The following is a 24701-nucleotide window of genomic DNA, read 5'->3' as shown; positions in this document are numbered from 1 at the left end:
AGGAATACTCGACACTTGATAAGGGGTAATTTTGCGATGACACCGGATCGTTCGGTTTATATTTTGTTGACTAATACAGGTACTTTGTTTACCAAAATGATTCAGACTTACACGCGCGCACCCTATAATCATGCATCCATTTCATTCAATCGGGAACTTTCCGAGTTATACAGCTTTGGGCGCAAACATCCAAACAATCCGCTCAGCGGCGGCTTTGTGAAAGAAGATATCCAGAAGGGCACGTTCAGCAAATTTCCGGACACGACTTGTGTCATTTATGAGCTGAAGGTGACCGAGCGCGAGGTGGAAAAAATGAAACGCGTGCTGCACATCTTCATCCGCAGCCGCCAGAAGTTCATGTACAATCTGCTCGGCGTCATTGGCATCACGCTTAAAGAACCGGTGGAGTTCAGCAACTCGTATTTCTGCTCGCAGTTTGTGGCTGAAATTTTGCAGCGATCGGGGATCAAGCTGTGGAACAAGCTGCCTGCATTGGTGACGCCGGATGATTTTCGTCAAAACGAGCGGCTGGAGTTGATCTATGAGGGGCTGCTGCGGGATTATAGACCGCGTAAAGATCAGGAGCATGCCGATCCCGGCTCAAAATGATGGAGCGCCAAAACTCGGAATAAGCCTTTCGGATCATCGAAGTTATACGTCAGCAAAAAAAACAGGATAAAAAAATCTCGTTTTATTAAGGCGGCGATCACATGCCAACGATGTTCAACGCCTCCTCTGTCGCCTATTTGTGGACGGACGATGATGAACATTTGGAAGGAAGCCAAGGGCTGCATGTGGAGGTTTATGCGGATCGCGTCGTCGTGAAGGGCAGGGACTTCGTGAAAGGGAGCTGGATTGAGGGCGCTGAGTTGACGGTGAACTATTTGAGGGACAGCAGACTTTGAACTAAAATCGCTCGTGATCATCATTTGGATCACATGGAATCGTGCGCACGAAGGGCCGGTGTCATAAAAAGTTCCACGTGAAACGTTGGATGAAGCGTGAATTGGGGAAAGTTGTAAAAGGGTACATATGCGTTCTATACTCAAAAGGTAGATAAAATTTTCCATGGATTGCTGCAAGTTGATCGTACCGATACATGTCGGAACACTACTCAATAGAGAGGATGTAGACGCGGAATGAGAAAACTTCAAGTGATGACCAGCTACGGGATTGTGGAGGGCGAAAATTCGCATGGAGCGAACGCATGGAAAGGCATTCCTTATGCCAAGCCGCCAGTGGATGAACTGCGTTTCAAAGCCCCGGTTCCTCCGGAATCATGGGAAGGCGTGCGCGAAGCCCGGTTTTACGGGCCGGAAAACATTCAGCCGCGCAGTTCTCACCTGAAAGAAGCTGAGGGAGCGATTCGGGAATCCGAGGATAGCCTGTATCTGAACGTTTGGGCTCCGGAAAAAGAAAGCGATCAACCCCTCCCGGTGATGGTGTGGATTCATGGTGGTGCCTTCGTTACCGGTTCGGGCAGCTTACCCGTATATGACGGCACGTCCTTGGCCGTACGAGGCAATTTGATCGTAGTCACGATCAATTATCGTCTCGGGGCGCTCGGATTTTTGCATATGTCGCCGCTCGGCGAATCGTACGCCACCAATGCGGGATTGCTGGATCAGGTCGCTGCGCTGCAATGGGTGCAGGATAACATTTCCGCTTTCGGAGGGGACCCGGCCAACGTTACCGTATTCGGTGAATCGGCGGGCAGCATGAGCATTGCTGCCCTGATGGCGATGCCTGCGGCCAAGGGCCTGTTCCGGCGCGCTATTATGGAAAGCGGCGCATCGCAGTTCATGCCTGCCGAGCAGGCTAACGCGGTGCGTGAAGGCGTGCTGAAGATGCTTGGCATCGGTGCGGACGAGCTGAACAAGCTGCAGGACATCCCGGCGGAGCGGATCGTCGAAGCTGCCGAGAGGTTCAAAGAGCAAAGCGGTGTAGGAATGGCCTTGCTGTTTCAGCCGGTGCTGGATGGCGATACGCTTCCGCAACCTCCGCTTCAGGCCGTTGCCGCAGGGTCAGCCCGGGATATTTCGGTGCTGATCGGTACGACGCTCGATGAAGGTTCGCTGTTTATCCAGCCCGATACGCCATTTTCCGAGCAGATCGACATGGTGCGCGGAGTCGACTTCATGGCGCCGGACCTTGCCGATCGCAAGGCTATTGCCGACAGCTATCCCAAAACGGCGGACGGACAGGCCCAGGCCATGACCGATATGTTCTTCTGGCGTTCATCGCTCCAATATGCTGCTGCCCAGCAGAAGCATGCACCGGTGTGGATGTATCGTTTTGATTGGGTCATGCCGGAGCACCCGCTTCTCAAAAAAGCGATTCACAGCATCGAAATGTTCTTTGTCTTCAATACGCTGCATGCATTGAAATTCATGAAGGCCGAGCCGGACGCGGCTGCCGCCGCGCTCGCGCTTCGGGTGCAGGATGCATGGATTGCTTTTGCCAAAACGGGTCAGCCTCAAGTAGCCGGCATGGAATGGCCGACGTATGAACAGGATCGTGCAACGATGATCTTTAATCACGAGATCAAGCTCGAACACGATCCGGAAGCGGAGAAACGTAAACGGTTGGGTGTCTAGGTGATTTGATCTTTAGAAAACGCTCTAATCAATCACAATAGGTCACTACGTGGTCAGAATCATCTTTCGATCGCTCTTGTCCCCATATAGCCGCAAATCAAATAAAGTATGATTAGCATGGAGTAAATGCGCAAAACGCCTCACGTCTTTACGACGGAGGCGTTTTTTACTCAAGTACACTATTTACGCGAAGGTTTCGTGCCGGACACTTCATCAAAATAGAAGTTGCGTTTACCCCGCGAGAAGAGGACGAGTATGAGATGGAAAGCCAGAACGATGCAGGCAAGCATGTACAGGCCATATATGCCGACCGATATCCACACCTGATAGGTTTCGGGGATATATGCATTTTGGATGACTGCATACTCGTTCATGATTCGGATCGCGCTAAGAATGAGCCAGGGAATATACAGTGCCAGCCATCTTTTGAACAACGTTTTGAAGGAAGGCTGCCCTGTGCTGATATTGACGTAACGGAAGCGCATAAATGCGGATCCTGGCGTTTTGCCACCCCGTGCCATTGGAACGAAAAAGAGCAGGATCATCATGGCTAGCGTTGTGTTGACGGCCCCGGTGACAACATTGCTGCCTGAAGCCAAATTGAATATGGAAAACAGGTTGGATAACAGCGCGATGACTGCCGCATCGATCATTAACGCAAGCAGCTGTGCTACCGGAAATACTTTATTCTGCTCGACAATCTGCTCGGTTTTGGCTTGAAGGCGCGCCCTGGAAGGGAACATGGCCAGCAAAATAGGCGCAATCAGGAAACCAAGCACGGCGCCGGACGAATTCAGCATCAGGTCATCGATATCGAACAGCCGATAAGGGCAGGCAAAGTAGCCATACAGACCCGTAATTTGCGTGAGTTCGAAAAATAGGGAGAGTCCGAATCCGGCGATCAGCGCCTTTTTCCAGTGGGATCGTTGCTGCATGAAATAACGGATATATACTCCGAGCGGCATGAGCAGAAATACGTTGAAAAGGGCCTGCAAAAAAGCTCTGCTGCGGATCATTGCCATATAACTGGACGGCTGCGACCAGTTCATCGGCGTTTCTTTGAACATGTCGCTGATAAAGGTGAACGGGATCAGGTTGTAATAAACGGCGTCCGCCGCCTGCTGTGCGCAATTGTTGCGGGTTTCGGGCATCGGCAGAATAACGAGGCAGTAGGCGGCAAGCATATAGAAAACAAACGAAAAACTGATCGCAAAGCGGGACCAGCTAAAAAAACCGTCCTTGCGATAGCCGTAAATGAGCCAAGGAATCAACAAAAACATGGCAGCGATAAGAAAAATGAAAAAAGCGGTTTTAACGGGAAACACATAGGGTGTCATACAGGGAAGCTCCTTTTTCTGAAAAAATCATATATGTTCTGACTGCATGCTTACAATATTAACATGGAAAGTTGTTCCGGATCTCCATCATAAGCGGTTTACCTTAAATCAAGGAACGTGCCAACCTTAAATTTAGTTTAAACGATGAGCCAGATGGTCTTGTTCCCGGATGGCAAGTACTCCTTCTTTCCATTAACCTTCGATCCAGAGGTAGAACAACGGCGCATATTCCCGTATACTTGCGAGGAAGCCATCATAGAAATGGAGAGCTAAATACATATGTCCAATTTGCCAAATTGCCCGCAATGCAAATCCGAGTATACGTACGAGGATGGTTTCATGCTGGTATGTCCCGAATGCGCACATGAATGGAATCCGGAATCCGAACAAACGGCCGGGAAAGAGGAAAAGGTCGTCCGCGACGCGAACGGCAATGTGCTTCAGGACGGGGATACCGTATCCGTCATTAAGGAACTAAAGGTGAAAGGCAGCTCGCTCGTCGTCAAAATGGGGACGAAAGTTAAAAACATCCGCCTGATCGAAGGCGACCATGACATCGACTGCAAGATCGACGGCCTCGGCGCAATGAAGCTGAAGTCGGAGTTTGTGAAAAAAATCTAGGCAGGATCAGCAGCTAAACAATCTGCGTGGTAGATCCTTGCAAAGCCCTCTGCGTACCTGAGCAGAGGGCACTTGTTTTTTTATCTCAAATCGTTTAGAGTAGTTATTAACGAAATGTTATTAGCTTACAATACGTTAGAAATAGATGAGCAGTAAATACGGAACATTAATCATAAGGGAGGAATTAGGCATGGAAATCGGAATCAGTACCTTTGTAGAAACATCGCCGGACGTCAAAACGGGAGAGGTGATCAGCCATGCGCAGCGCATTCGCGAAGTCGTGGAAGAGATCGTTCTTGCGGATGAGGTAGGCTTGGACGTATACGGAGTAGGCGAGCATCATCGCGTGGACTATGCGGCATCTTCTCCAGCCGTTATTTTGGCAGCGGCAGCATCCCAAACGAAACGTATTCGCCTGACAAGTGCAGTGACGGTATTGTCCTCGGATGACCCTGTGCGGGTGTATCAGGATTTTGCCACACTGGACGGCATTTCGAACGGGCGCGCGGAAATTATGGCCGGACGTGGTTCGTTCATCGAATCGTTCCCGCTGTTTGGTTATGACCTGAACGACTATGATGAACTGTTCGACGAGAAGTTGGATTTGCTCCTGAAACTGCGGGACTCCGAAAAAGTAACCTGGGAAGGCAAACATCGTCCTTCTTTCAACAACCTGGGCATCTATCCGCGCCCGGTACAAGAAAAACTGCCAGTCTGGATTGGCAGCGGCGGCAACCAGGAGTCGGTCGTGCGCGCAGGTTTGCTCGGATTGCCGCTTGTGCTGGCCATCATCGGCGGTCGCCCAACCCAATTCGCGCCACTGGTGCAGCTGTACAAGAAAGCGGCGGAACATGCCGGACATGACGCATCCAAGCTGACGGTCGCCTCGCACTCGCATGGTTTCATTGCCGATACGACGGAAGAGGCAGTAGAGAAGTTTTTCCCGCCAACGCAAGCCGTCATGAACGTTCTTGGACGCGAGCGCGGTTGGGGACATTACAGTCGGGCGACCTTTGACGCCGCTCGTTCGCTTGAAGGCGCGTTGTATGTCGGAGATGTCGATACCGTAGCCGAAAAAATCATTTATTTGCGCAAACAAGTGGGCATTACCCGTTTCATGCTGCATACCCCGCTCGGCACGATGCCTCATGCCGATGTCATGAGAGCGATCGAACTGCTCGGCAAAGAAGTTGCGCCGAAAGTACGGACCGAAATCGCACGTTGGGAAGCGGAGCAAGCCCAAGCTTAACATAAACGCCAAAAGACGCTAACCGTGGTTACTTCATGGTTAGCGTCTTTTTTGCAGTTATTTTTGGTGATATCGAATTTGAAAAGGACTTAGGGGATGTACCTATGATTGCAAGGCTCCATCTTTAAGCCAGAATGCCTTTGGCACGAGCTTCCTTAATCCAGGCAGGGAATTCGCCCAGCAGGCGGTCATACAATTCTTCATCGCTGATCCGTGAGATATCGTCCAATTCGAAAAAGTTGGCATTATCGATGAATCGGCCGGGCATGTCGTCCAGCTTCTGAAGAATGCCGTAATTGGCTCGCCCCAAGCCAACGAATTGCCAGAACAGATTTTTGGTAGAGCTTTCGGTGATCAACCGTGTGATTTTTCCTTTGTTGCCTACGCCCCCATCGCTGAAAAAGATAATATACGTTGGGATCTGCACATTGGGTTCCTCCACCGTATATTTGCGGATGACGTCTTCCATTACAGGAGGCTCATTGTTGGTTCCACCTTTGCTTCCCAAAGTATATGCGCGATTGATGTAGTTTTCATAATCCTGCGCGGTTACGCTCGGTGCACGCAAGAAGTCTTTGGCAAAAAACCAAACATCCAGTTCGCCGTTATCGTCAAAGGCTGCAGCAATGGCCAGAATGCGTTCGAACGCTTCTTGCACGGTTCCGTTGCGATACAGGTGGTACATGGAGCCGGAGGCGTCGAATACAACCGCTACGCGTGCCCGAATCGGTTCGGACTGCTTCTTCTGCAGGGACAAATTCACTTTTCGTTTAAGCAAATCGATTTTGGTCAGGTTTAACGGGGCTGGCTCAGGTTCGGCAGCAGGCGGTACAGGAATCTCTGTGGCAGCAGCCACCTCAGGTCCAGGGTTGCCTTCCACTTCTACGCCGAACGATTCAGCGAGTGGTTTAAGCCCCCCGAAGAAGCCACGTCCAATGGCGCGTACCTTGAATTCGCCGTTATGTTTGTAAACTTCGATGAAAATCAATGCCGTTTCGGCGGTTGCCTGGGTAATCTCATATGTAATTTGCTGTTGCCCTGCTTGTACAATGGCCCGGCAGTTGCGGACCTGAGCGAAAGTGCCGCCTTCATCCAGGGTAGCGGTGAAAACGCACTTTTCGACGGGGGCCTGGCGAAGTCTGTCAGTGTCGATTGCAAAAGTAGTTTTGCGCGCCTCCATCTGTTGCAGCTCTACGCTGCGATGAGGGTCCGAGGTCTGGTTGTAAAATACAAAGTAGTCGTCGGAAGGAACATGGCCCCGCTCGTTGACCATGAAACAACTGACATCGAGCGTTGATGGCCCCGAATCGCATTGGATCGTTACTTGCAGTTGGGCGGCTGACGGAATGGCTGTGTTCTGCCCGGTGCTTAATGGAATGTTGGGGGATGACATCATATGCATTCTCCTTTTATAGGCTAGGTTGAAAAGGTTGGACTATTTAGATTCTCATACAGATGTTTCCATAAGTCAATGCGCCTTTATGAGGGGCGGAATGAACGAAGCGGGACTTGTGGTCGAACAAACCACATTGTGGTCCACCCTCTATCCCGAGGCGGATGAACGTCCTGCCGTCAATGAGCTGCAATGGATGCGGTATCTTCCGACACATGCAGTACTTTGACGTCTGTGTTAAATGGGAGATCCCTGATGAATGGATCTGATCCATTGCGTATTATCCCGATTCGTTCACATGATCGCCGGATGTTTAACTTTTTTTGGAATTTTTGCATCAATATCATTTACAACAATTACCTCTGCCTCCATAATAGAAATGAACGACATTTCGCCCATGAAAAAGGAGGAGATCGTATTATTAACCGCAAATTTGCGCAATGGATCGCCATACCGCTCATTTTGATTATGGTTACGCTTACGGGGTGCCAAGCCGTAGGTGGGGTTGACGTTGGTAAAGCCATTGAGAACAATGCAACAGTGAAATCCGCTGAATCCAATCAAACGCTGAACATAAAGCTCGAACCGGCATCCGAATGGATCGATTCGGACGATGACCTTGAGATGATAGAACTGATTAATTCGTTATCCCTGAATATTACGGATGCCAAATTGAAAGATTCCAAGACGGCCTCCATTGAGGGCGCGCTGAGCATTCAGGACAAAAAGCTGCCTTTCCATCTGTCGATGGACGAGTCGGCCATCGTGTTTGATGTAGATGGCGCGAAAAAGCCGCTCTACATATCGCTTGCAGGCAATGATGCCCTGCTCGGTTTGGATACGGCCGCGTTCGAGAAGCAAATCGAGGAGCTCTCTCCGAAATTGCTGGCATTTATGCTGAAACATCTGTCCAATCCAACAAACATTTCCGTGAATTCTGTACAGGAAACGGTTCACGGGGAATCGCTCAGCCTTTCCAAACTGCACGTGGAGATTAACGGTGAAGAACTGCTGGCGCTGGTTAAGCCGTTCCTCACCAGTGTGGCGAAGGATGAAGAAGGACTCAAAAGTCTGATTGGAGACCTGTATGACGTATTCTATCCATTGGTTAAAGCCGTGAATACGGTGGAGGGCGCCGAAGATGACGCATTTGCTGCGATTGTGCCCGAATCCCGCGATGCGGCAGTAACGGCAATGTACGGCATGGTAAAAGCAGGCTTGGATGAATTGCTCGCAAGTTACGATGAGGGGCTGAAGCAGCTTCTCGCGGACACGCCTGAGCTGAAGACGGTGCTTGGCAAAGACACCGTACTGAAGCTGGACCTCTATCTGGACAGTGCGCAGAACATCCGCAAGCAAAGCCTTGACTTGAAAGTGGCGCTGCCGGCTTCCGAGTTCCTGCCGATTAAATCCGCGACATTGTCGAGCGTGAGCGAGATGTGGAACATTGGCGGAGCGGTTGCGGTCAATGCGGTCGATACAACGAACGGTGTGATCGATGTGGAAGATTCGGGTATTACGCCAGGCCAATTCCTGCGTAACTTCGAGTCGGATTCCGTCATCTATGACTTGCTCAAAAACGAAGCAGGCATTACAAGCAAAACGGTTATGCTCCAAACGGATGACGAATATTCGGGTGCAGTCGACGTTGACGGAGTCACGTTTGTTCCCGTTCGTTACCTGTCCGAGCAGTTGGATGCCGAAGTGAAGTGGACCAAAGGATCGGATCGAATCGTCGTCATCGACGACATTACCGGGAATGAGGTTGTCTTGACTCTGAATTCGGATCAGGCAACCGTAGCGGGGAAAGAAGTGAGAATGACGGGATCTGCCTTTGTAGGCAGAGATGGTAAAACCTATGTGCCGCTCCAGTTTGCAGCCGAATCGCTTGGTGCAACAGTGACGGAGGACGATGCAGGTTGGCTTTGGATCGAACGCAAGTAAGATTTGATTTCATTTGCAATGATGTTCATGAAAGGGGATCTCGGAATATGCCGGATTTCTTGTAATGGTGATGAAGAGCACATTTAAAAAATTCCGTGGATGGGTCTACGGGATACGTGTGTCCTTTTTTATCCATTGCGAGGAACTTCGGCGTTTCTGAAACGATGAAACGAAGGGGCACCTCGATTGGAGGTGCCTTTTTTGCGTCATCACCAAAATAATCCCCAGAGGTGTTTGTATATGAACCATCGTTTGTTTATCCAGAGCAGCCGTATTTCGCTTCGCCCGTTTACCATGGAAGATCAAGCTGAGCTGATGTGCCTGATTGCCCAACCGGAGATTACGGATGTTCTGCCAGAGTGGAAGATGACTGCCGAGCAACTGGAAGGCTTCCTGCAGTTTGTCATCGGGAGTTACGGGCAATTTGATCCGGAAGATGTGCGTGTACTGCTGGCCGTGGTTCACAATGTGGATCAACGCGTGATCGGCTGGTGCGGCGTATTTCCCAACGACATGCTGGACGCTTCCGACCGTGAAGTCGCGTATGCGATTTCCCGTGATCATCGGAGCAAGGGATACATGACCGAGGCGGTTCGGGCCATCAGCCGACATCTGTTCGAGCATACGAGTTTGGAACGAATCGTAGGCATCGTCAAACCATTTAACATGGCCTCCCGCAAGGTGCTGGAGCACGCGGGCTTTCGATTGGTTTCACGCCGAAGGCTGGCCGATGGAGCGGATTATGATTATTTTGAACTGATCGGCAAGGAATCAGGCCAGACAGGCAATGATCAACCGCCAGCACGGGTACGTCTGCGCCGAGCCCAGATGGAAGACGCCGCCATGCTGACGGAGACTTGTACCCGCGCATTTGACCAAGCAATGAAAGAATGGTCCAAAGGGCCGGATGATCTGGACCCCAACCTGTGTCCGCCCGGCTATTCGTCGGTACACATGCATCGTTACGTCATTCGCGAGTGGGATTACTTTACGGTCGAACTGGGTGATTGCCTGATCGGGGGAGTGAGCGTACAGGTGTTGGGGCGTGCTTATGCGCGGCTCGACAAAATCTTTATCGATCCCGCGTGGCAGGGCCGGGGAGTCGGGGCTCAGGTCGTGAGACTTATTGAGGCCGCATATCCCGAGGTTGCGGTATGGAGGTTGGAGACGTCCGGGCGGCAACCGAACAATCACCACTTTTACGAGAAGATGGGGTATGAGCGGTTATATAGCTCCAAGGATGAGTATGGGTATGAGAAACGTTTGCATCGGTCTGTTCCGAAACCCATGTTGGATGAAGGCTCCGTCGAATGGATACAGGCTCATTTGGAAGAGGGAAGAATCAGCAGCAGCAATCTGTCCCGCCTGCGCGTCACGGATTGCAATTTGAGCGGCAGCCGGTTTACGAATTTGAACATGACCGACATGCTGCTAGCAGATTTGCGTTTAAGCGGAAGCGTGGTGGAATGGGGTGCGCTGGATGGCATCCATTTTCGCGATACGCATCTTGGCGCAGAGAGAAGGCCCATGCAGTGGGAGCGCTGCGACCTTGCCGGTACTGTATTCCGGGATTGCGATCTGTCCGGCGTGCAGCTGGACGGATGCAGCGTGAAAGGCATGAAGATCGACGGGGTAGCTGTGGAGGATTTGCTGGCGGCTTATGAGAGATGCAAATCGGGTGAAAAAAACGATTGAAAAAAGAAGCCCGTTTCCGGCATGATGGCGGGAGCGGGCTTTTCAATAGGATAAGATCCATTTGTTAAACGTGCTGCGGAACTCGCAGTGTTTTGCTGAAGCCGGTGCTGCCGTCTGTATATCCCATCGCGCGATAAAACCGGTGGGCAGCCTGGCGCTCCTCGCGGTTGGCGCTGTTCAGGGACAGGGAGAATACGCCCTGCTCCGCTGCCCATTGCTCAGCGGCTTGAATCAACCGGGTGCCGATGCCCGAACCTCTGAACTGATCATGCACGATCAGTGCCATGATGCGGCAATGGCGTCCGTTTTTTTCATACATATACGAGGTTTGCAGACCGATTAGCCCAATGGCGCGTCCCCGTACTTCGGCGACCAGCGTAGTAAAGTTGGCGTCTGACGCAAGATGGCGGTAACGCTCGCTCATTTCGGCATAGGTGGTTGGATAACCAAGTTGATCCATGAGAATAACCATGTCCTGTATATCGTTTTCCGTACTGTGCCGTATGCTGACATCCAGGCTCATGCCAATGCAGCCTCCTTCGCCCGTTGTTTCAACGATAAATCAATAATGGAATCTAGCAAACCCGCAAACGATAAACCGGCCGCTGCCGCGCTTTTGGGAAGCAAACTGTTGCTGGTAAGGCCAGGGAGGGTATTCACTTCAAGCACATAAGGGATGCCGTCCCTAATCAGCATATCGACGCGTGCATAGACGCTGCATTTTAAGGCCCGGTAACAGGCGAGAGCCGCCGCTTCCACGCGCTGATGCAGATCGGCCGGAAGTTCGATAACCTGTTCGACGGCCCCGCCGTCGCTGTATTTGGCTTCATAATCGAAGAACGTTGCGTTCGTGCGAATGGACAGGACCGGAAGCATACGGCCGTCAAGAATGGAGCAGGTGATCTCGTCGCCCTCGATATATTGCTCGATCATCACCGTTTCGTCCCAAGCCAGAGCTGCTTCTACCGCAGAGCGCAGTCCTGCTTCTTCACGCACGATCTGCGTGCCGATGCTGGAGCCGCCCGAATTGGGTTTGACGACGACCGGGTACGACAGCTGTTGTACCGAAGGCCCGGACAGTTCATCCAGGCTGCTCACTTGCAGCCATGCTCCGGTGGTTACGCCCGCATGTTGGATAATACGTTTGGACAAGTCTTTGTCCATGCACAGGCTGCTTGCGAGCACGCCGCATCCCGTATAGGGTACGCCGAGCGATTCGAGCGTGCCTTGTACGGTGCCGTCCTCCCCGTATTTTCCATGGAGAGCAAGCAAGGCCACATCCAAACCGGCTGCTTTGTCAATGAGATCGCGTTTGCTGTTAATCTCCACCGGGACGACCTCGTATTTTTGCCTGTCGAGATGGGCAATCATCTCCTTTCCGGTCAGCAGGGAAATATCCCGCTCCGAAGATGTTCCGCCCATAATCACGCCCACTTTCATGTAATGCCCTCCCTTATGATTTCGGGTGCATGTTCTGCACCCATGTCGGATCAGCGCCATTTGGCCGCTATTTCACCGATAATGCGAATGCCTTTGCGTATGTTTTCGTCGCTCACCCTGGAGAAGCCGAGACGCATGGTGTTCTGTCCCTGGCCTTCCTCCAAGTAAAAAGTATCGCCCGGCATAAAGGTAACCCCTTTTGCCTTGCATGCTTCCAGCAGCTCTCGCGTGCTGAACGCCTCAGGGAACTGAACGAACAAGTGAAGTCCGCCTTCCCCGGATATTCTGCACATGGGCAGATGCTGCTTAAGACAGCGCACGACCAGCTCGTATTTGCGTTTGTATTCGGTGCGTGCCCGTTTCAGGTATTTCTCGAAATGGCCATTGCTTAAATATTGATAAAGCAATGATTGATCCAGCGTCGAGGTATGGATGCTTCGCGCACGCTTCATGCTCTCCAAAAAGTCGATTAATGCTTGATCAGCGATTATCCAGCCTACTCGCAGCCCCGGAAACAGCACCTTCGAGAAGCTGCCCAGGTAGATCAGTCCAGAGCCCTTGCCAACACTTGTAATCAGCGGGGAAACGTGCGATCCGGAATAGCGCAGTTCTTCGTTGAACCCGTCTTCGATGACCGGCACCTTGTACTGGTTCATGAGCCGGATAATCTCGGCCCGCTTGGCCGGTGAGGTCACGATGCCGGTCGGATTGTGATAGGACGGCACGAGATAAGCCAGGTCGTAAGCATCCGAGGCCAGCTTGTTTTCCAATTGCTTTAAATTCAGCCCATCGGATTCCATATCGACGCCTGTGAGCTCAAACTGATGGAGCCTGAGATTTTTAATGGCCGTATGGTGCGTCGGATTTTCGCATAATGCCCGGCCGCTTCGTTTGCGCAAAGCGCTCAGCACAAGGTCAAAACCCTCGGTGAACCCGTTGGTGATCAAAATATCTTTGCCTTCCAAATCGACGCCTTTGTTTTCCATGTACCTGAGCAAATATTGCATCAGAGGGCGATAGCCTTTGGCATACCCGTAATTAAGCAGAACTTCCCCTTCCAGCGACATGCGGTCGAGAAAGGCCCGTTTCACGTTATGCAGGTCGAACAGCTTCTCGTCCGGGGCGATGCTGGTAAAGGAAATTTCGCCTCGCTCCGCTCCGGATCCGTGCTTCATCAGGTCAAGCTGTTCAGCTTGAACGGCGTAGTCGCTGACACGGTCAGACCAGTCCGGTTCCCAGGGCGGCGTCTCCGTTTCCGGGGTCCCGATGGAAGGACTGACGTAGTTGCCCTTTCCTTTGACCGCATAGATCAGCCCTTCTTCCTCCAACTCGGCATAGGCGAGCAGGACGGTGCTGCGGCTCACTTTCATGAGGGTGCTTAGTTCACGGGTGGAGGGAAGCTTTTGCTTCGCCTGCAGGCCGCCTTTGAGCATCAACCGTTTCATGTAATCCTTGACTTGTATATATACAGGGCGGTCAAAAGTCAACTGCAGATCGGAATACATCCCATCACTCCCTTAATGGTATCTTGCCATATTATAAACCCGCCAGAAAGAACCACGATACCTCCGATTCTGTGCCGGAGTGGTCCAGGTTATACAGGCACGACAAAAAGCCCTGGCTTCTGCCGGGCTGATGACGACTGCTTCCTTATTTCTAGAATTCTAACGCTATAAATTCCCACTTCTCGTTATCAGGCTACATGATCTGGATTCGATAGCTATCTGTCCCTCTGATTCGTGCTACATGGATGGCTATATTGAAACTTAAATCTTGCTTGCTAAGGGAATGTGGCATTGCTATGGTAAATCTATGGTACTACTACATTCGTTCTAATGGGTCTTCCAATTGTTGTCGAATGGATGGGAAATCTGAAAAACTATCACTGAACGACCGATATGCGCGCTTTTCACAGCGTTCAGTATGAAAAAGAGGGCCAACCTGGTTAGTTCAAATGAACGAAGTTGATAAAAAAACATGTGTCATAGTGCCCAATTTCTTCCTCATACCCCTATAGTACCACTTTAAATCAGGGAAGTTAACCACTATTTTGAAATTTTTGTCGCAAAAATTGAAATTAGCGTGAATTTTGACTCTTTATCCTATGAAATGACATGTTCTTGGCGATCGGCGACAATGTTATAAGCTTTGAGACGTTGGGCGTACAATCAGTTCGTTAATAGTTACGTTAGTCGGCTGCTGGATTGCAAATAGTATCGTTCTCGCAATGTCGCTTGGGTCAAGTTGGCTCCATTCCTGGCTGCCCAATTTCTCCAATGCCGGATAAATGGAGTTATCAGTAATGGTATCGTACAGCTCGGTCTCCACCGCACCGGGGGAGATGAGTGTTGTCCGAATATTTTGTGTGGATCCCAATTCGGTTCGCATACCTTCTGTTAGGATCCGTACAGCATGCTTGGTCGCACTATAAATAGAGCTTGAAGGGAAGATGATATGTCCCGCAATGGACGAGAAATTAATGATATGTCCCTCATTACGTTCTTCCATATGTTTGTACACTGCCGCCATCCCATAGAGGACGCCCTTAATGTTCACATCGATCATTCTCTCCCATTCGTCGACTTTCAAATTTTTGAAGAACGAAAGAGGCATGATCCCCGCATTATTAATCAAAATGTCAATTTGTCCATAAACTTTAATCGTTTCATCCGCCAATGCTTCCAGATCAACACGCGAAGTGACGTCAGTCACCTTGTAGCTGGCTTCACCTCCAGCGTTACGGATTTCTTCTTGCAGCTGCTGCAATCGGTCTTCCCGGCGAGCGGCAAGCATGACTTTAATGTTGTGTTGAGCGAGAAGTTTCGCCGTGGCCGCTCCCATTCCGCTGCTTGCACCTGTAATGATTGCTACTTTTGTGTTCATATGTACTTCTCCTTTGTTCTTGGTTTAGCCACTTATCGTTGGCTTGCTTCAAGGTTATCAATTAGAGTTTAATATAAGTCAAGTCTCGAATATTAAATAATTTGAATAGGCGGAATTCCCATAAATTCGTGGTATTTTTGATGATACAGGACATAAAATGGAAATTTTAAGGGGATAAAAGCGCAAAATATATTAGAGCTTACTCTAATATAAGCACCAAAAAAGACGCGTCCCCATCGGGGAAACGCGCTCCATTTTAGAGTGAAATGCTGCAAACCAACATCTAGGGCAGCATCTTGGCCAATCCTTTTTCCTGCATGTCATAAAGTGCCAGTTTGTAATTGATTTGCTCCAAATATTTAATGGTTTCCGAGAGGTCCTTCTCCACTTTTTCCTTGTGCATAAGCATCATTTGTTTACGTATCTCAAGGGTGCTCTCGCCTTCTTGGTATAAATCCACGTATTTCCTGATCTCGGCAAGCGGCATGCCCGTCGCTCGCAGCGCCAAAATAAAATTCAGCCATTCCATACTCTCTTCGTCATACAATCGATTGCCACTCGAATCGCGCTTGACGTATGGCAGAATTCCTTCCCGTTCATAAAATCGAAGAGTATATGGGGTAATTCCGGTTTTCTCCGAAATTTCTTTAATCGTGGACATCGCTTTCTCCTCCAGTCATCAAAGTAAACTCTAACCTTTTTCCTTCATTCATTTCCATATTACTGGCATTAATAGCTGAGATTATTAAAGGGATTCTCATTTAATGGCGAATTCAACAAACGTTCACCTTGGAGTTTACTGTATGGATTAATATGTATTCAATACAAAATTCACAGAACAATGAAGCCGTGGAGGATGAAATCAGCGCGTCCCCCTTTCCTGTAAGCTTCTGATGCTGATGCCATCAGGTGTGTTATTTTTTCCATATATGGATTGACTGAGATGAAAAGAATATGATAATTTTATTGATAATGATTATCATTTTCGTTATGAATGATATCACAGTTTTATCGAATCTTCATACTCATCAAGCAGATCGAAAGGAGTGGCCACATGTTACTGGAGGATGGTTCGCGGTCAGACGGTTCCGTGCCTGCTGCCGGCCGCAGCCCCAAGACGGATCTTGCCAAGGTGAAAGCATATATGGATGAGCACTTCGACCGACCGCTGACGATTGCCGATCTGGCGCAGGAAGCCAGCATCAGCCCGAAATATTTCGTGGATCTGTTCAAAAAGACGTACGGGCAGAGTGCAATGGAGTATTTGACGGATCTCCGGATCAACCGGGCCAAACGTTATTTGAAGGAATCAGGCCACAAGCTGCGGGACATTGCGCTCAAGGTAGGGTATAGCGACGAGTTCTATTTCAGCCGGAAGTTCAAGAAAGAAGTGGGCGTGTCTCCTTCCGATTATGCCAAGACGGCTCGCAAACGGATAGCAATCTGCTCCTCCTGCGTGACGGGACAACTGCTTGCCCTGCAAATCATGCCTGTCGCCGCACCCATTGATCCCAAGTGGACGGCTTATTATTATAATGCGCATCGCACAGACATCGAGTGCCATCTTAAGCTGACAGACCCGTATACGAGCTGGCGGTTCGATGCCAATGTCGAAAGGTTGGTCCACATTCGTCCGGATGCTATTATCGGCACGGACCAGATCAGCGCGGCCGATCAGGACAAATTGAGGAAAATTGCGCCATGCTGCATCGTGCACAGAAACAACCCGGATTGGCGCGGCGAACTACGCACGATTGCCTCGTTCCTTGAGCGGGAGGAACAGGCCAAGCAATGGATTGAACTTTATGATAGCAGGGTGGGCCAGGCACGCGAAGCCGTACAAAAGGAGGTAGGCCGCGAAAAGGTCGCCGTCATCCGTGTTTACGGACAGTATTTATATTTCTATAGCAATCCCGGCATCCGAGAGGTGCTGTACCACGATCTTTGTTTAGATACATTCCCTGACGTAAGGGCAAACGCCCCTTTGACGCTAGAGCAGCTGGCAGAGCTGAATCCGGACCGGATTATGGTGATGGTGTGCCCCGAGGCGGCTTCACGTGCACATTGGCTCAGTTTGCAGCATGCTCCTGCATGGCGCGGGCTCAAGGCTGTGCGTCAGTATAAAGTACACCTGATCGCAGGCGACCCCTGGCTTGATTATTCTGCGGTCGGGGTGATGCGTATGCTGGAAGAAGCTCTGCTGATGTTTACGGGATATTGTCCAAATCGGCATCTGGATACCGTCCATGGCGATTCCCGGGCGACATGACATATAATCCTTCTATCTAAATGAGAATGTTTATCAAGGGGGATGTCCAATGTTTCAACAGAGAAAAAAACCTGTTCATCGGTCGGGTGCTCGCACCTTCTGCAGCACCCGAATCCTGATGTTGCTGGTGTTGATTTTAATGACAGGATTGCTTGCTGCTTGCGGTTCGGGTTCCGAGTCGGGCGAGACCCGAAAGGAGCAGCAGACCGCGGAAGCAACCACCCCGGCATCGACGGAGACGGTTGTGGAGGAAGAACAGCCGGCAGAAAAGGCCAGCGAACGAACGGTGCAGGATGAACTGGGGCATGATGTCGTAGTACCTGCCAAGGTGGAGCGTGTGTTTGCCCCCTATCTTGAAGACTCGCTGCTGACGCTCGGCGTCAAACCGGTAGCCCAATGGGCGGCAGGTACGCAGGGGCACGTTTATTTGCAGGATCAGTTAAGCGGGGTGCCAACCCTCGATTTCTCCAGCGGATTGCCTTCGCCGGAAGCGCTCATGGCGTACAATCCGGATTTCATCATTTTGCATACGGCCAACTATGCGGAGAACGGCGTTTATGAGAGCTATTCCAAAATCGCGCCGACCTACGTGTTCAACAATGCATCGGGCGATGTGGAAAAATCGCTGGAGATCATTGGTGACCTGCTGGGCAAGACGGCTGAAGCCAAGCAGGCCATCGAAACGTACCATGCCAAGGTGAATGCAGCCAAAGCCGAGATCGCCAAAGTGGCCGAAGGTAAAAAGGCGGCGATCATTCGGTTTGCTCCGCGCGGCATCAGCATGATGGGCGGAAACTATTTCAGCGGCTACGTTGTATATCAGCAGCTTGGTCTGGGTAAGCCTGCTTTGGTCGAAACGGAGAACAGCGCGATCGTATCGACGGAAGTGCTGCCGGAAATCGATGCCGACTACATTTTCACCGTGGAACAAGGCGTGGGCAGCATGAAGGAAATGACCGATACCGCCGTCTGGAAGAGCATGCCCGCAGTCAAAGATGGAAAGGTGTACAACGTCGATCCTGCGCCATGGCTTGGCAGCGGGCTGATTGCTTACGGTCACGTCATTGACGAAACGTTGAAAGCAATCACACAGCAGTAACCATCAGGAGAGCTTAAGTTCGGATTGGTCCAAGAGATCTCGTGGACCTTAGCATCGCAAGGTATACAACCAATGGCCCCCACAGCAGAGGGAACGAAGGCATGTTCCGTTCTGTCTGCCTGTGGCCGGGCTTTTTTTCATGCAAGTAAAAGGCACGCATTTGAATCGATCGGATCAAGATATGGAGATAGTCAAAATCATTTCTGGATATCGTCCATGGGAGCACCTGCATGACTCTCTTATAATTGGTAATGAGAATCAATCTCATATAAACGATCGTTGTCTTATATAAGCCGAATCACAAGGAGGAACCACCTGCAATGACGTTTCAACCCGACTCTTCCCTTACCGGAACCCTTAACCCGATTGCCCGCAGTACCATACTCGTACCGCGTTCCGAACAATGGACCATGACATCGCAATCCGGCAGGCATGCCTACCGAATCATGGTGCACCAACCGGCAGAACCGCCGCCGCCAAATGGTTATCCGGTCATTTATTTGCTTGATGCCAACTCCGTGTTCGGCACGATGGTTGAAGCGGTACGCATCCAAGGCCGCAGGCCGGAAAAGACCGGAGCCCTTCCTGCGATCGTCGTAGGCATCGGCTACGAGACGGCAGGTCCGTTTTCTCCGCATCGGTACTACGATTTCACGCCGCAGGCGACGACGGCGTACACCCACAAGTCGGATGGGACGCCCATTCCGGAACAGGGGGGCGCGGATGCGTTTCTGAATTTTATCGAGCAGGAGCTGAAGCCGGACATTGAGCAGCAGTACCGGATCGATCGCAACAGGCAGGCCATTTTCGGCCATTCGCTTGGCGGGCTTTTCGTGATCCATGCGTTGTTTACGAGGCCGGGTGCGTTTCGGTACTACATTGCAGGCAGCCCATCGCTCCATTGGAACCAAGAGGTGATGCAGTCGGAAGAGCGAAGGTTCGTTGAACGAATGAAGGAGGAGCCGGTCGACGCGAGGGTCTGGATCGGCATGGGGGAGCATGAGAAAACCCATCCCGCGCGAAACAACGACAAGGCCTCCAGCCTTGCCGACCGCTTATCCTCGTTAAAGCTCACGGGGCTGGAGATTAGATATACCGAGTTCGAGGATGAAAACCATGTTTCGGTGCTTCCGTTTCTGATTAGCCGTACGATCCGTTTTGCCTGCAGCCCGGAGAGGTGAGAATTGCGGCGGATGGAGAGTGGCGGAGAGATACACGCAAATGAAGGAACCGATATGAAGAGGGAGCACGAGCAGGGATAAGGGCTGCAAATCAGAGCGGGAAGCTGAATCGATACAGAGAAATGGAGGATGTCTGGTGAGTTATACGGGAATCGAGGGCAAAGTGGTATTGGTTACCGGAGCAGCCCAAGGCATCGGTGAGGCCGTAGCCAAGGCGTTCGCTGCACAGGGAGCAGTCGTGGCGGCGGTTGACCTTCAGGCAGGACGGCTTGAGCTGTCGGTTACCGACCTGCGTGCTCAAGGCTGCCGGGCAGCCGCTTATCCAATGGATATCTCCGATCGTATAGCTGTGGAGAATGGCGTTGCTTGCATTGAAGAGGAGCTCGGGCCGATTGGCATGTTGGTGAATGCGGCGGGGATTTTGCACATGGGCAGAGTGGGCCAACTTAGCGATGAGGAGTGGCTGCGAACCTTTGAGGTGAATACGCATGGCGTATTTTACGTATCGCGCGCCGTTGTGGCCAGAATGGCTGCAAGGCGGGGCGGGAGCATCGTCACTGTCGGGTCCAACGCCGCTGCCGTACCGCGAATGCACATGTCGGCGTATGCGGCTTCGAAAGCGGCATCCACCCAGTTTACCAAGTGCCTTGCGTTGGAACATGCACGGGACCATATCCGCTGCAATGTGGTGTCGCCCGGCTCGACCGATACCGAGATGCAGCGTTTATTGTGGAAGGACGAGCATGGCGCAGAAGCGGCCATTGCCGGCTCGCTGGATGCGTATCGATTAGGCATTCCGCTGAACAGGCTGGCCGATCCGGCGGATATTGCCGATGCGGTGCTTTTCCTCTCATCCGACCAGGCCAGACATATCACGATGCATGACATGCGCATCGATGGAGGCGCCACACTTGGTGCTTGAAACCAAATCCAAGGAGATGATGAGAATGTCCAAAGCAAGTGCTGTTGCTGCGACTTCCGCGCTTCGCCTGTTGGAGCAATACGAAGAAGGAAAATCCTTTTTCTGGTCATCGCCGCTGCATACGATGCTGGCTCAAGGGGAATGGAAAAGGTTGTCTGATGCACCATCTTCGTCAATAGGGGGCAATGCTCTGGATACGGATGAACAGCCCAATCCCGGCTTGCGGTATGACGAGCCGATTCAAGGTCTGTTGCATCGGATTCAGGGGCTGCTGAACGAGGCGAAGCAGGCAGGGAGAGTAAACCCGGTTGCGGTTGGAGCCATCCCTTTCAATCCGCGGCGTGCTGACGTGGAACTGTATGTTCCCGAAAGCGTGCAGTGGGCGGAGCCGCCTGCAGACTCGGACCGCATGCGCGAGAGGCTGCCGGCAGCAGGGAATTGCAGCATTGAAGAAGAGCCGGCCGCGGCGGTCTATGAACAAAGCGTACGGAGCGTCCTGACCCGTCTGAATGCGGGAGAACTGAGCAAAATCGTTCTGGCACGCACCCTGTGCGTGACGTCGGAGACGCAGGTGGATACGCATCAACTGCTGCGTAACCTCTTCAGGGATAATGCGCATGGTTACACATTTGCCGTCCCGATGCGTAAATCGCAATTATCAAAAAGTATAGTAACAACGGATAATCACGTCAATAGTGTGGGCGAAAAAGACAAACCACGGACGTTTCTCGGAGCAAGTCCGGAGCTTCTGGTCACCCGGAGCGGAACGCGGGTGAGAGTCAATCCCTTGGCGGGTTCGGCTGCACGCAGTGGTGACCCGGAAGAAGATCGACGCCGTGCCGAAGCTTTGCTGGCGTCAGCCAAGGATCGTCACGAGCATGCCGTCGTCATTGATGCGGTTGCTGCTGCATTGCGCCCGCTGTGCAAAGAGCTAACCGTGCCTGAGGAGCCATCGCTCATTCAGACGAGTACCATGTGGCACCTCTCCACGGATATTTACGGAGAGCTTGCCGATGGGGCCACAACATCGTTGGAGCTGGCTTTTGTCCTTCATCCGACGCCGGCCATTTGCGGCACGCCCGTGGAAGATGCACGCGATGAAATTCAGGCACAAGAGTCGTTTGACCGGGGGCTGTTCACCGGAATGGTCGGCTGGTGCGACAGCAGGGGCGATGGCGAATGGGCCGTTGCGATCAGGTGTGCCGAAGTGCAGGGTCATCAGCTCCGGCTGTATGCAGGAGCTGGAATTGTCCCTGGCTCCACGCCGGAAGCAGAACTTGCGGAGACTGCGGCGAAATTTGGCACGATGCTGCGTGCGATGGGATTGCAATCAGCAGGAGCTACAGGGGAGGAATGAGCATGCTGCCAGGATTTCAGGGTTGGCCGGAGGAACTCGCGGAACAGTATCGCCAGGCGGGTTGCTGGGAAGGCATCACGTTTGGCGAGATGCTGCATCAGCGGGCGGCATTATATGGCAATCGGGTAGCCGTTATTGGCGACGATGGAGCGTTAACTTATGAAGGGTTGAATGAACGGGTGAATCGGCTCGCCGCAGGGTTTCATGCGACGGGTATTCGAAAGCAGGATCGGGTCATCGTGCAGCTGCCCAACATCACGGCTTTTATTGAAGTGATATTTGCGTTGTTTCGGTTGGGAGCATTGCCCGTATTTGCTCTTCCATTGCATCGGAAAAGCGAAATCGCATATTTTGCCCGCTTTGCCGAAGCGGAGGCATATGTCATTCCGGACATCGACAGCGGTTATGATTACAGCGGGCTGGCCGGAGAGGTTCAGGCGGAAGTACCCGGGCTTCGGCATGTCATCGTTGCCGGAGAGGCCGGCCCATACACGGCGCTATCCGATCTGTACGTTGAACCGGTCGCTTTGCCGGAAGCGGAGCGGCCGCTCAGTTCCGATGTGGCCTTCCTGCAGTTGTCGGGCGGTAGTACGGGTTTGCCCAAGATGATCCCTCGCACGCACGACGATTACATCTACAGTCTGCGCAGAAGCGTGGAGGTGTGCGGTTTGAGCCCGGACAGCGTGTATTTGGCCGTACTGCCGGTCGCCCACAATTATCCGCTCAGCTCGCCGGGTATTCTGGGTACGATCTATGCCGGAGGCCGGATCGTGCTGTCCCGCGGCTCCAGTCCGGACGAGGCTTTTCCGCTGATTGACAGGCACCAGGTGACGATCACCGCCCTCGTGCCTCCCTTGGCGCTCGTATGGCTTAACGCCGCGTCCGCTAGAGGGAAGAGATTCCCTTCGCTGCAAGTACTGCAGGTGGGCGGAGCCAAGTTCAGCGCTGAAGTGGCAGGACGTGTGAAACCGGTGCTGGGATGCACCTTGCAGCAAGTGTTCGGCATGGCCGAAGGGCTGGTAAATTATACGCGGCTCGACGATCCCGAGGACGTCATTATCCATACCCAGGGCAAACCGATGTCGCCGTACGACGAGGTGAAAATCGTGGATGACGAGGACGTTGAGGTAGAACAGGGGCAATCCGGGCATTTGTTGGCACGGGGAGCTTACACGATACGCGGATATTACAAAGCCGAGGATCATAATGCCCGTTCTTTTACGGCGGACGGATTCTACCGGACCGGGGATATTGCCAGCTTTACGAAGGATGGATATCTCGTGGTCGAGGGACGCGCGAAGGACCAGATCAACCGTGGCGGCGACAAAGTGGCTGCGGAGGAAGTGGAAAATCACCTGCTGGCGCATGGAGGGGTTCACGACGCTGCCTTGGTAGCCATGCCTGACGATTATCTGGGCGAGCGCTCGTGCGCTTTTATCGTTCCGAACGGAGAAGATGGGGCCATGCCGACAGCGACAGAATTACGTTCATTCTTGCGTGAACGCGGGCTGGCTGCCTACAAAATTCCCGACCGCTTCGAATTCGTGAAGTCTTTCCCCAAGACGGGCGTAGGCAAAGTCAGCAAAAAGGCGCTGCGCGAGCGGTTATTGCACCCATCTTCCTTTGTCCAATCCTAAACGTTGGTCATGCGATCATGGATGGATGAATCCAAATTTATGCTGAAAAGAGGGATATTCATGGGACTACCAGTGATTAAGCCATATGCCATGCCTACTGAATCGGAGCTTCCTGTCAACAAGGTGGCCTGGACGCCGGATGCGAAACGCGCAGTGCTGCTGATTCATGACATGCAGCAATATTTCGTGGATGCTTTTACGGCCGGGGCTTCTCCCGTTACCGAATTGATCGAGCATATAACACAGCTTCGCTCGAAGTGTCACGAGCTCGGCATCCCTGTCGTGTATTCGGCCCAGCCTGGCGGACAGACGGCGGAGCAGCGCGGCTTGCAGCTCGATTTCTGGGGGGCGGGCATCGACGGCGGTCCGGTGCAAAAGCAGGTCATCGAACAGCTGGCGCCTGCTCCGCAGGATACGCTGATGACCAAGTGGCGTTATAGCGCTTTCCAGAAGACCGACTTGCTGGAATGGATGCAGGAGCAGGGGCGCGATCAGTTGATCATCTGCGGCATATATGCCCATATCGGCTGCCTGATGACGTCCTGCGAGGCATTCATGAAAGATATCCAGGCGTTTCTGGTGGCGGATGCGGTCGCCGATTTTTCCGCGGAGAAGCATCGCATGGCACTGACGTATGCTGCCGAGCGCTGCGCGGTCACGCTGACCACGCAGAAAGCGGCCGCTGCGCTGGGCTCATCCGCCGGCACGGTTTACGGTACCGGGGCGAGCAAGGGTAGCGGACAGAGCGGACTGGCAGGCGAGCCGCCCATTGCGAACGCCGAGGCTCTGGACGTACATGCGGCGGCATCGGCGACGCTGCATGAACTGCGGAGCCAGGTAGCGGAAATGCTGCAGGAGCAGCCGGAGCACCTTGGCGACCAAGACGACCTGATCCAGGTGTGGGGATTGGATTCGATTCGAATGATGAGCCTGGCCGAGCGCTTCCGCATGGCGGGCAGAGACGTGAGCTTCGTGGATTTGGCGGAAACCCCGACGCTGGCAGCATGGGCAAGCCTGATGAATGCGGGAGCGCCGCATAAAGTACTGCCGAACGGAGACTACTTTTGAGCCGGGCTG

At 52.2% G+C, this 24701-nt stretch carries 21 protein-coding genes and 1 pseudogene; 15 read left to right on the top strand and 7 right to left on the bottom strand.

Annotated elements, in window-relative coordinates; translation table 11 throughout:
* The first annotated feature begins 36 nt into the window (after positions 1-36).
* From RSX24_RS17430 to RSX24_RS17420, 3 genes and pseudogenes are all read left to right on the top strand, one after another.
* Complete coding sequence (locus RSX24_RS17430; protein ID WP_236413478.1) at positions 37-609, top strand: hypothetical protein; 573 nt, start codon at positions 37-39, stop codon at positions 607-609.
* 89 nt (positions 610-698) lie between these two features.
* Positions 699-905, top strand: a pseudogene (locus RSX24_RS17425) (hypothetical protein); the annotation flags it as partial.
* 234 nt (positions 906-1139) lie between these two features.
* Positions 1140-2597, top strand: a complete 1458-nt coding sequence (locus RSX24_RS17420; protein ID WP_343261307.1) for a carboxylesterase/lipase family protein — start codon at positions 1140-1142, stop codon at positions 2595-2597.
* Positions 2598-2776: 179 nt separating this feature from the next.
* Here the strand turns inward: RSX24_RS17420 and RSX24_RS17415 are convergent, their stop codons facing one another.
* Positions 2777-3934 (bottom strand): VanZ family protein, encoded by a 1158-nt coding sequence (locus RSX24_RS17415; RefSeq protein ID WP_339275258.1) that lies wholly within the window; start codon positions 3932-3934, stop codon positions 2777-2779.
* Between the two features lie 279 nt (positions 3935-4213).
* On the opposite strand from RSX24_RS17415, the gene RSX24_RS17410 reads away from it, so the two are divergent.
* Positions 4214-4555, top strand: coding sequence for a zinc ribbon domain-containing protein YjdM (locus RSX24_RS17410; RefSeq protein ID WP_236413473.1), 342 nt, complete (start codon positions 4214-4216; stop codon positions 4553-4555).
* Between the two features lie 190 nt (positions 4556-4745).
* Entirely contained in the window at positions 4746-5804 is a 1059-nt protein-coding gene (locus RSX24_RS17405; protein ID WP_339275255.1) for an LLM class flavin-dependent oxidoreductase, read from the top strand.
* 124 nt (positions 5805-5928) lie between these two features.
* On the opposite strand, the gene RSX24_RS17400 is transcribed toward RSX24_RS17405, so the two are convergent.
* Complete coding sequence (locus tag RSX24_RS17400; RefSeq protein ID WP_343261306.1) at positions 5929-7200, bottom strand: vWA domain-containing protein; 1272 nt, start codon at positions 7198-7200, stop codon at positions 5929-5931.
* A 97-nt stretch (positions 7201-7297) separates the two neighbouring features.
* On the opposite strand from RSX24_RS17400, the gene RSX24_RS17395 reads away from it, so the two are divergent.
* From RSX24_RS17395 to RSX24_RS17385, 3 genes are all read left to right on the top strand, one after another.
* On the top strand, positions 7298-7426 hold the full coding sequence (locus RSX24_RS17395) for a hypothetical protein (RefSeq protein ID WP_290371420.1): 129 nt from the start codon (positions 7298-7300) through the stop codon (positions 7424-7426).
* Positions 7427-7452: 26 nt separating this feature from the next.
* Positions 7453-9141 carry a copper amine oxidase N-terminal domain-containing protein gene (locus tag RSX24_RS17390; RefSeq protein ID WP_343261305.1) on the top strand — a complete coding sequence of 563 codons (1689 nt, stop codon included), beginning with the start codon at positions 7453-7455 and terminating at the stop codon, positions 9139-9141.
* Between the two features lie 240 nt (positions 9142-9381).
* Positions 9382-10836: a GNAT family N-acetyltransferase gene (locus tag RSX24_RS17385; protein WP_343261304.1), complete on the top strand. Its 1455-nt coding sequence runs from the start codon at positions 9382-9384 to the stop codon at positions 10834-10836.
* Between the two features lie 64 nt (positions 10837-10900).
* Here the strand turns inward: RSX24_RS17385 and RSX24_RS17380 are convergent, their stop codons facing one another.
* The 5 genes from RSX24_RS17380 to RSX24_RS17360 all read right to left on the bottom strand — a co-directional run bounded on the left by RSX24_RS17380 (position 10901) and on the right by RSX24_RS17360 (position 15820).
* Positions 10901-11359 carry a GNAT family N-acetyltransferase gene (locus RSX24_RS17380; RefSeq protein WP_343261303.1) on the bottom strand — a complete coding sequence of 153 codons (459 nt, stop codon included), beginning with the start codon at positions 11357-11359 and terminating at the stop codon, positions 10901-10903.
* Complete coding sequence (locus RSX24_RS17375) at positions 11356-12276, bottom strand: D-alanine--D-alanine ligase (protein WP_236413464.1); 921 nt, start codon at positions 12274-12276, stop codon at positions 11356-11358. The genes RSX24_RS17380 and RSX24_RS17375 overlap by 4 nt, the downstream gene beginning before the upstream one ends.
* A 50-nt stretch (positions 12277-12326) precedes the next feature.
* Entirely contained in the window at positions 12327-13781 is a 1455-nt protein-coding gene (pdxR, locus tag RSX24_RS17370; RefSeq protein ID WP_343261302.1) for a MocR-like pyridoxine biosynthesis transcription factor PdxR, read from the bottom strand.
* A gap of 634 nt (positions 13782-14415) precedes the next feature.
* Positions 14416-15159 carry an SDR family oxidoreductase gene (locus tag RSX24_RS17365; protein ID WP_236413460.1) on the bottom strand — a complete coding sequence of 248 codons (744 nt, stop codon included), beginning with the start codon at positions 15157-15159 and terminating at the stop codon, positions 14416-14418.
* A 283-nt stretch (positions 15160-15442) separates the two neighbouring features.
* Complete coding sequence (locus RSX24_RS17360) at positions 15443-15820, bottom strand: MerR family transcriptional regulator (protein ID WP_236413458.1); 378 nt, start codon at positions 15818-15820, stop codon at positions 15443-15445.
* Positions 15821-16213: 393 nt separating this feature from the next.
* Here RSX24_RS17360 and RSX24_RS17355 point away from each other — a divergent pair, with 393 nt between their 5' ends.
* The 7 genes from RSX24_RS17355 to RSX24_RS17325 all read left to right on the top strand — a co-directional run bounded on the left by RSX24_RS17355 (position 16214) and on the right by RSX24_RS17325 (position 24692).
* Positions 16214-17428: an AraC family transcriptional regulator gene (locus RSX24_RS17355; protein ID WP_343261301.1), complete on the top strand. Its 1215-nt coding sequence runs from the start codon at positions 16214-16216 to the stop codon at positions 17426-17428.
* Positions 17429-17477: 49 nt separating this feature from the next.
* Positions 17478-18527, top strand: a complete 1050-nt coding sequence (locus RSX24_RS17350; RefSeq protein WP_343261300.1) for an ABC transporter substrate-binding protein — start codon at positions 17478-17480, stop codon at positions 18525-18527.
* Positions 18528-18847: 320 nt separating this feature from the next.
* Complete coding sequence (locus tag RSX24_RS17345) at positions 18848-19708, top strand: alpha/beta hydrolase (protein WP_343261299.1); 861 nt, start codon at positions 18848-18850, stop codon at positions 19706-19708.
* 136 nt (positions 19709-19844) lie between these two features.
* Positions 19845-20630, top strand: coding sequence for a 2,3-dihydro-2,3-dihydroxybenzoate dehydrogenase (locus RSX24_RS17340; protein ID WP_343261298.1), 786 nt, complete (start codon positions 19845-19847; stop codon positions 20628-20630).
* Positions 20631-20655: 25 nt separating this feature from the next.
* Positions 20656-21987 carry an isochorismate synthase DhbC gene (dhbC, locus tag RSX24_RS17335; protein ID WP_343261297.1) on the top strand — a complete coding sequence of 444 codons (1332 nt, stop codon included), beginning with the start codon at positions 20656-20658 and terminating at the stop codon, positions 21985-21987.
* Between the two features lie 2 nt (positions 21988-21989).
* The gene (locus RSX24_RS17330; protein ID WP_343261296.1) at positions 21990-23624 is read left to right on the top strand and encodes a (2,3-dihydroxybenzoyl)adenylate synthase; all 1635 of its coding nucleotides are present in this window, start codon (positions 21990-21992) and stop codon (positions 23622-23624) included.
* Between the two features lie 60 nt (positions 23625-23684).
* On the top strand, positions 23685-24692 hold the full coding sequence (locus tag RSX24_RS17325) for an isochorismatase family protein (protein ID WP_343261295.1): 1008 nt from the start codon (positions 23685-23687) through the stop codon (positions 24690-24692).
* Positions 24693-24701 lie beyond the last annotated feature (9 nt).

The sequence above is a fragment of the Paenibacillus hubeiensis genome, assembly GCF_032334105.1.
GTDB classification, from domain to species: domain Bacteria; phylum Bacillota; class Bacilli; order Paenibacillales; family Paenibacillaceae; genus Paenibacillus; species Paenibacillus hubeiensis.
The sequence above is the reverse complement of the archived record's forward strand: the minus strand, read 5'-3'. Positions and strand labels throughout refer to the sequence as shown.

Coding starts and splice junctions, on each gene's coding strand:
- RSX24_RS17430 (WP_236413478.1), top strand. CDS start 37: ATGACACCGGATCGTTCGGTTTATATTTTGTTGACTAATACAGGTACT.
- RSX24_RS17325 (WP_343261295.1), top strand. CDS start 23,685: ATGGGACTACCAGTGATTAAGCCATATGCCATGCCTACTGAATCGGAG.
- pdxR (WP_343261302.1), bottom strand. CDS start 13,781: ATGTATTCCGATCTGCAGTTGACTTTTGACCGCCCTGTATATATACAA.
- RSX24_RS17360 (WP_236413458.1), bottom strand. CDS start 15,820: ATGTCCACGATTAAAGAAATTTCGGAGAAAACCGGAATTACCCCATAT.
- RSX24_RS17385 (WP_343261304.1), top strand. CDS start 9,382: ATGAACCATCGTTTGTTTATCCAGAGCAGCCGTATTTCGCTTCGCCCG.
- RSX24_RS17395 (WP_290371420.1), top strand. CDS start 7,298: ATGAACGAAGCGGGACTTGTGGTCGAACAAACCACATTGTGGTCCACC.
- RSX24_RS17420 (WP_343261307.1), top strand. CDS start 1,140: ATGAGAAAACTTCAAGTGATGACCAGCTACGGGATTGTGGAGGGCGAA.
- RSX24_RS17390 (WP_343261305.1), top strand. CDS start 7,453: ATGAATGGATCTGATCCATTGCGTATTATCCCGATTCGTTCACATGAT.
- RSX24_RS17400 (WP_343261306.1), bottom strand. CDS start 7,200: ATGATGTCATCCCCCAACATTCCATTAAGCACCGGGCAGAACACAGCC.
- RSX24_RS17380 (WP_343261303.1), bottom strand. CDS start 11,359: ATGAGCCTGGATGTCAGCATACGGCACAGTACGGAAAACGATATACAG.
- RSX24_RS17350 (WP_343261300.1), top strand. CDS start 17,478: ATGTTTCAACAGAGAAAAAAACCTGTTCATCGGTCGGGTGCTCGCACC.
- RSX24_RS17415 (WP_339275258.1), bottom strand. CDS start 3,934: ATGACACCCTATGTGTTTCCCGTTAAAACCGCTTTTTTCATTTTTCTT.
- RSX24_RS17405 (WP_339275255.1), top strand. CDS start 4,746: ATGGAAATCGGAATCAGTACCTTTGTAGAAACATCGCCGGACGTCAAA.
- RSX24_RS17355 (WP_343261301.1), top strand. CDS start 16,214: ATGTTACTGGAGGATGGTTCGCGGTCAGACGGTTCCGTGCCTGCTGCC.
- dhbC (WP_343261297.1), top strand. CDS start 20,656: ATGTCCAAAGCAAGTGCTGTTGCTGCGACTTCCGCGCTTCGCCTGTTG.
- RSX24_RS17410 (WP_236413473.1), top strand. CDS start 4,214: ATGTCCAATTTGCCAAATTGCCCGCAATGCAAATCCGAGTATACGTAC.
- RSX24_RS17345 (WP_343261299.1), top strand. CDS start 18,848: ATGACGTTTCAACCCGACTCTTCCCTTACCGGAACCCTTAACCCGATT.
- RSX24_RS17375 (WP_236413464.1), bottom strand. CDS start 12,276: ATGAAAGTGGGCGTGATTATGGGCGGAACATCTTCGGAGCGGGATATT.
- RSX24_RS17330 (WP_343261296.1), top strand. CDS start 21,990: ATGCTGCCAGGATTTCAGGGTTGGCCGGAGGAACTCGCGGAACAGTAT.
- RSX24_RS17365 (WP_236413460.1), bottom strand. CDS start 15,159: ATGAACACAAAAGTAGCAATCATTACAGGTGCAAGCAGCGGAATGGGA.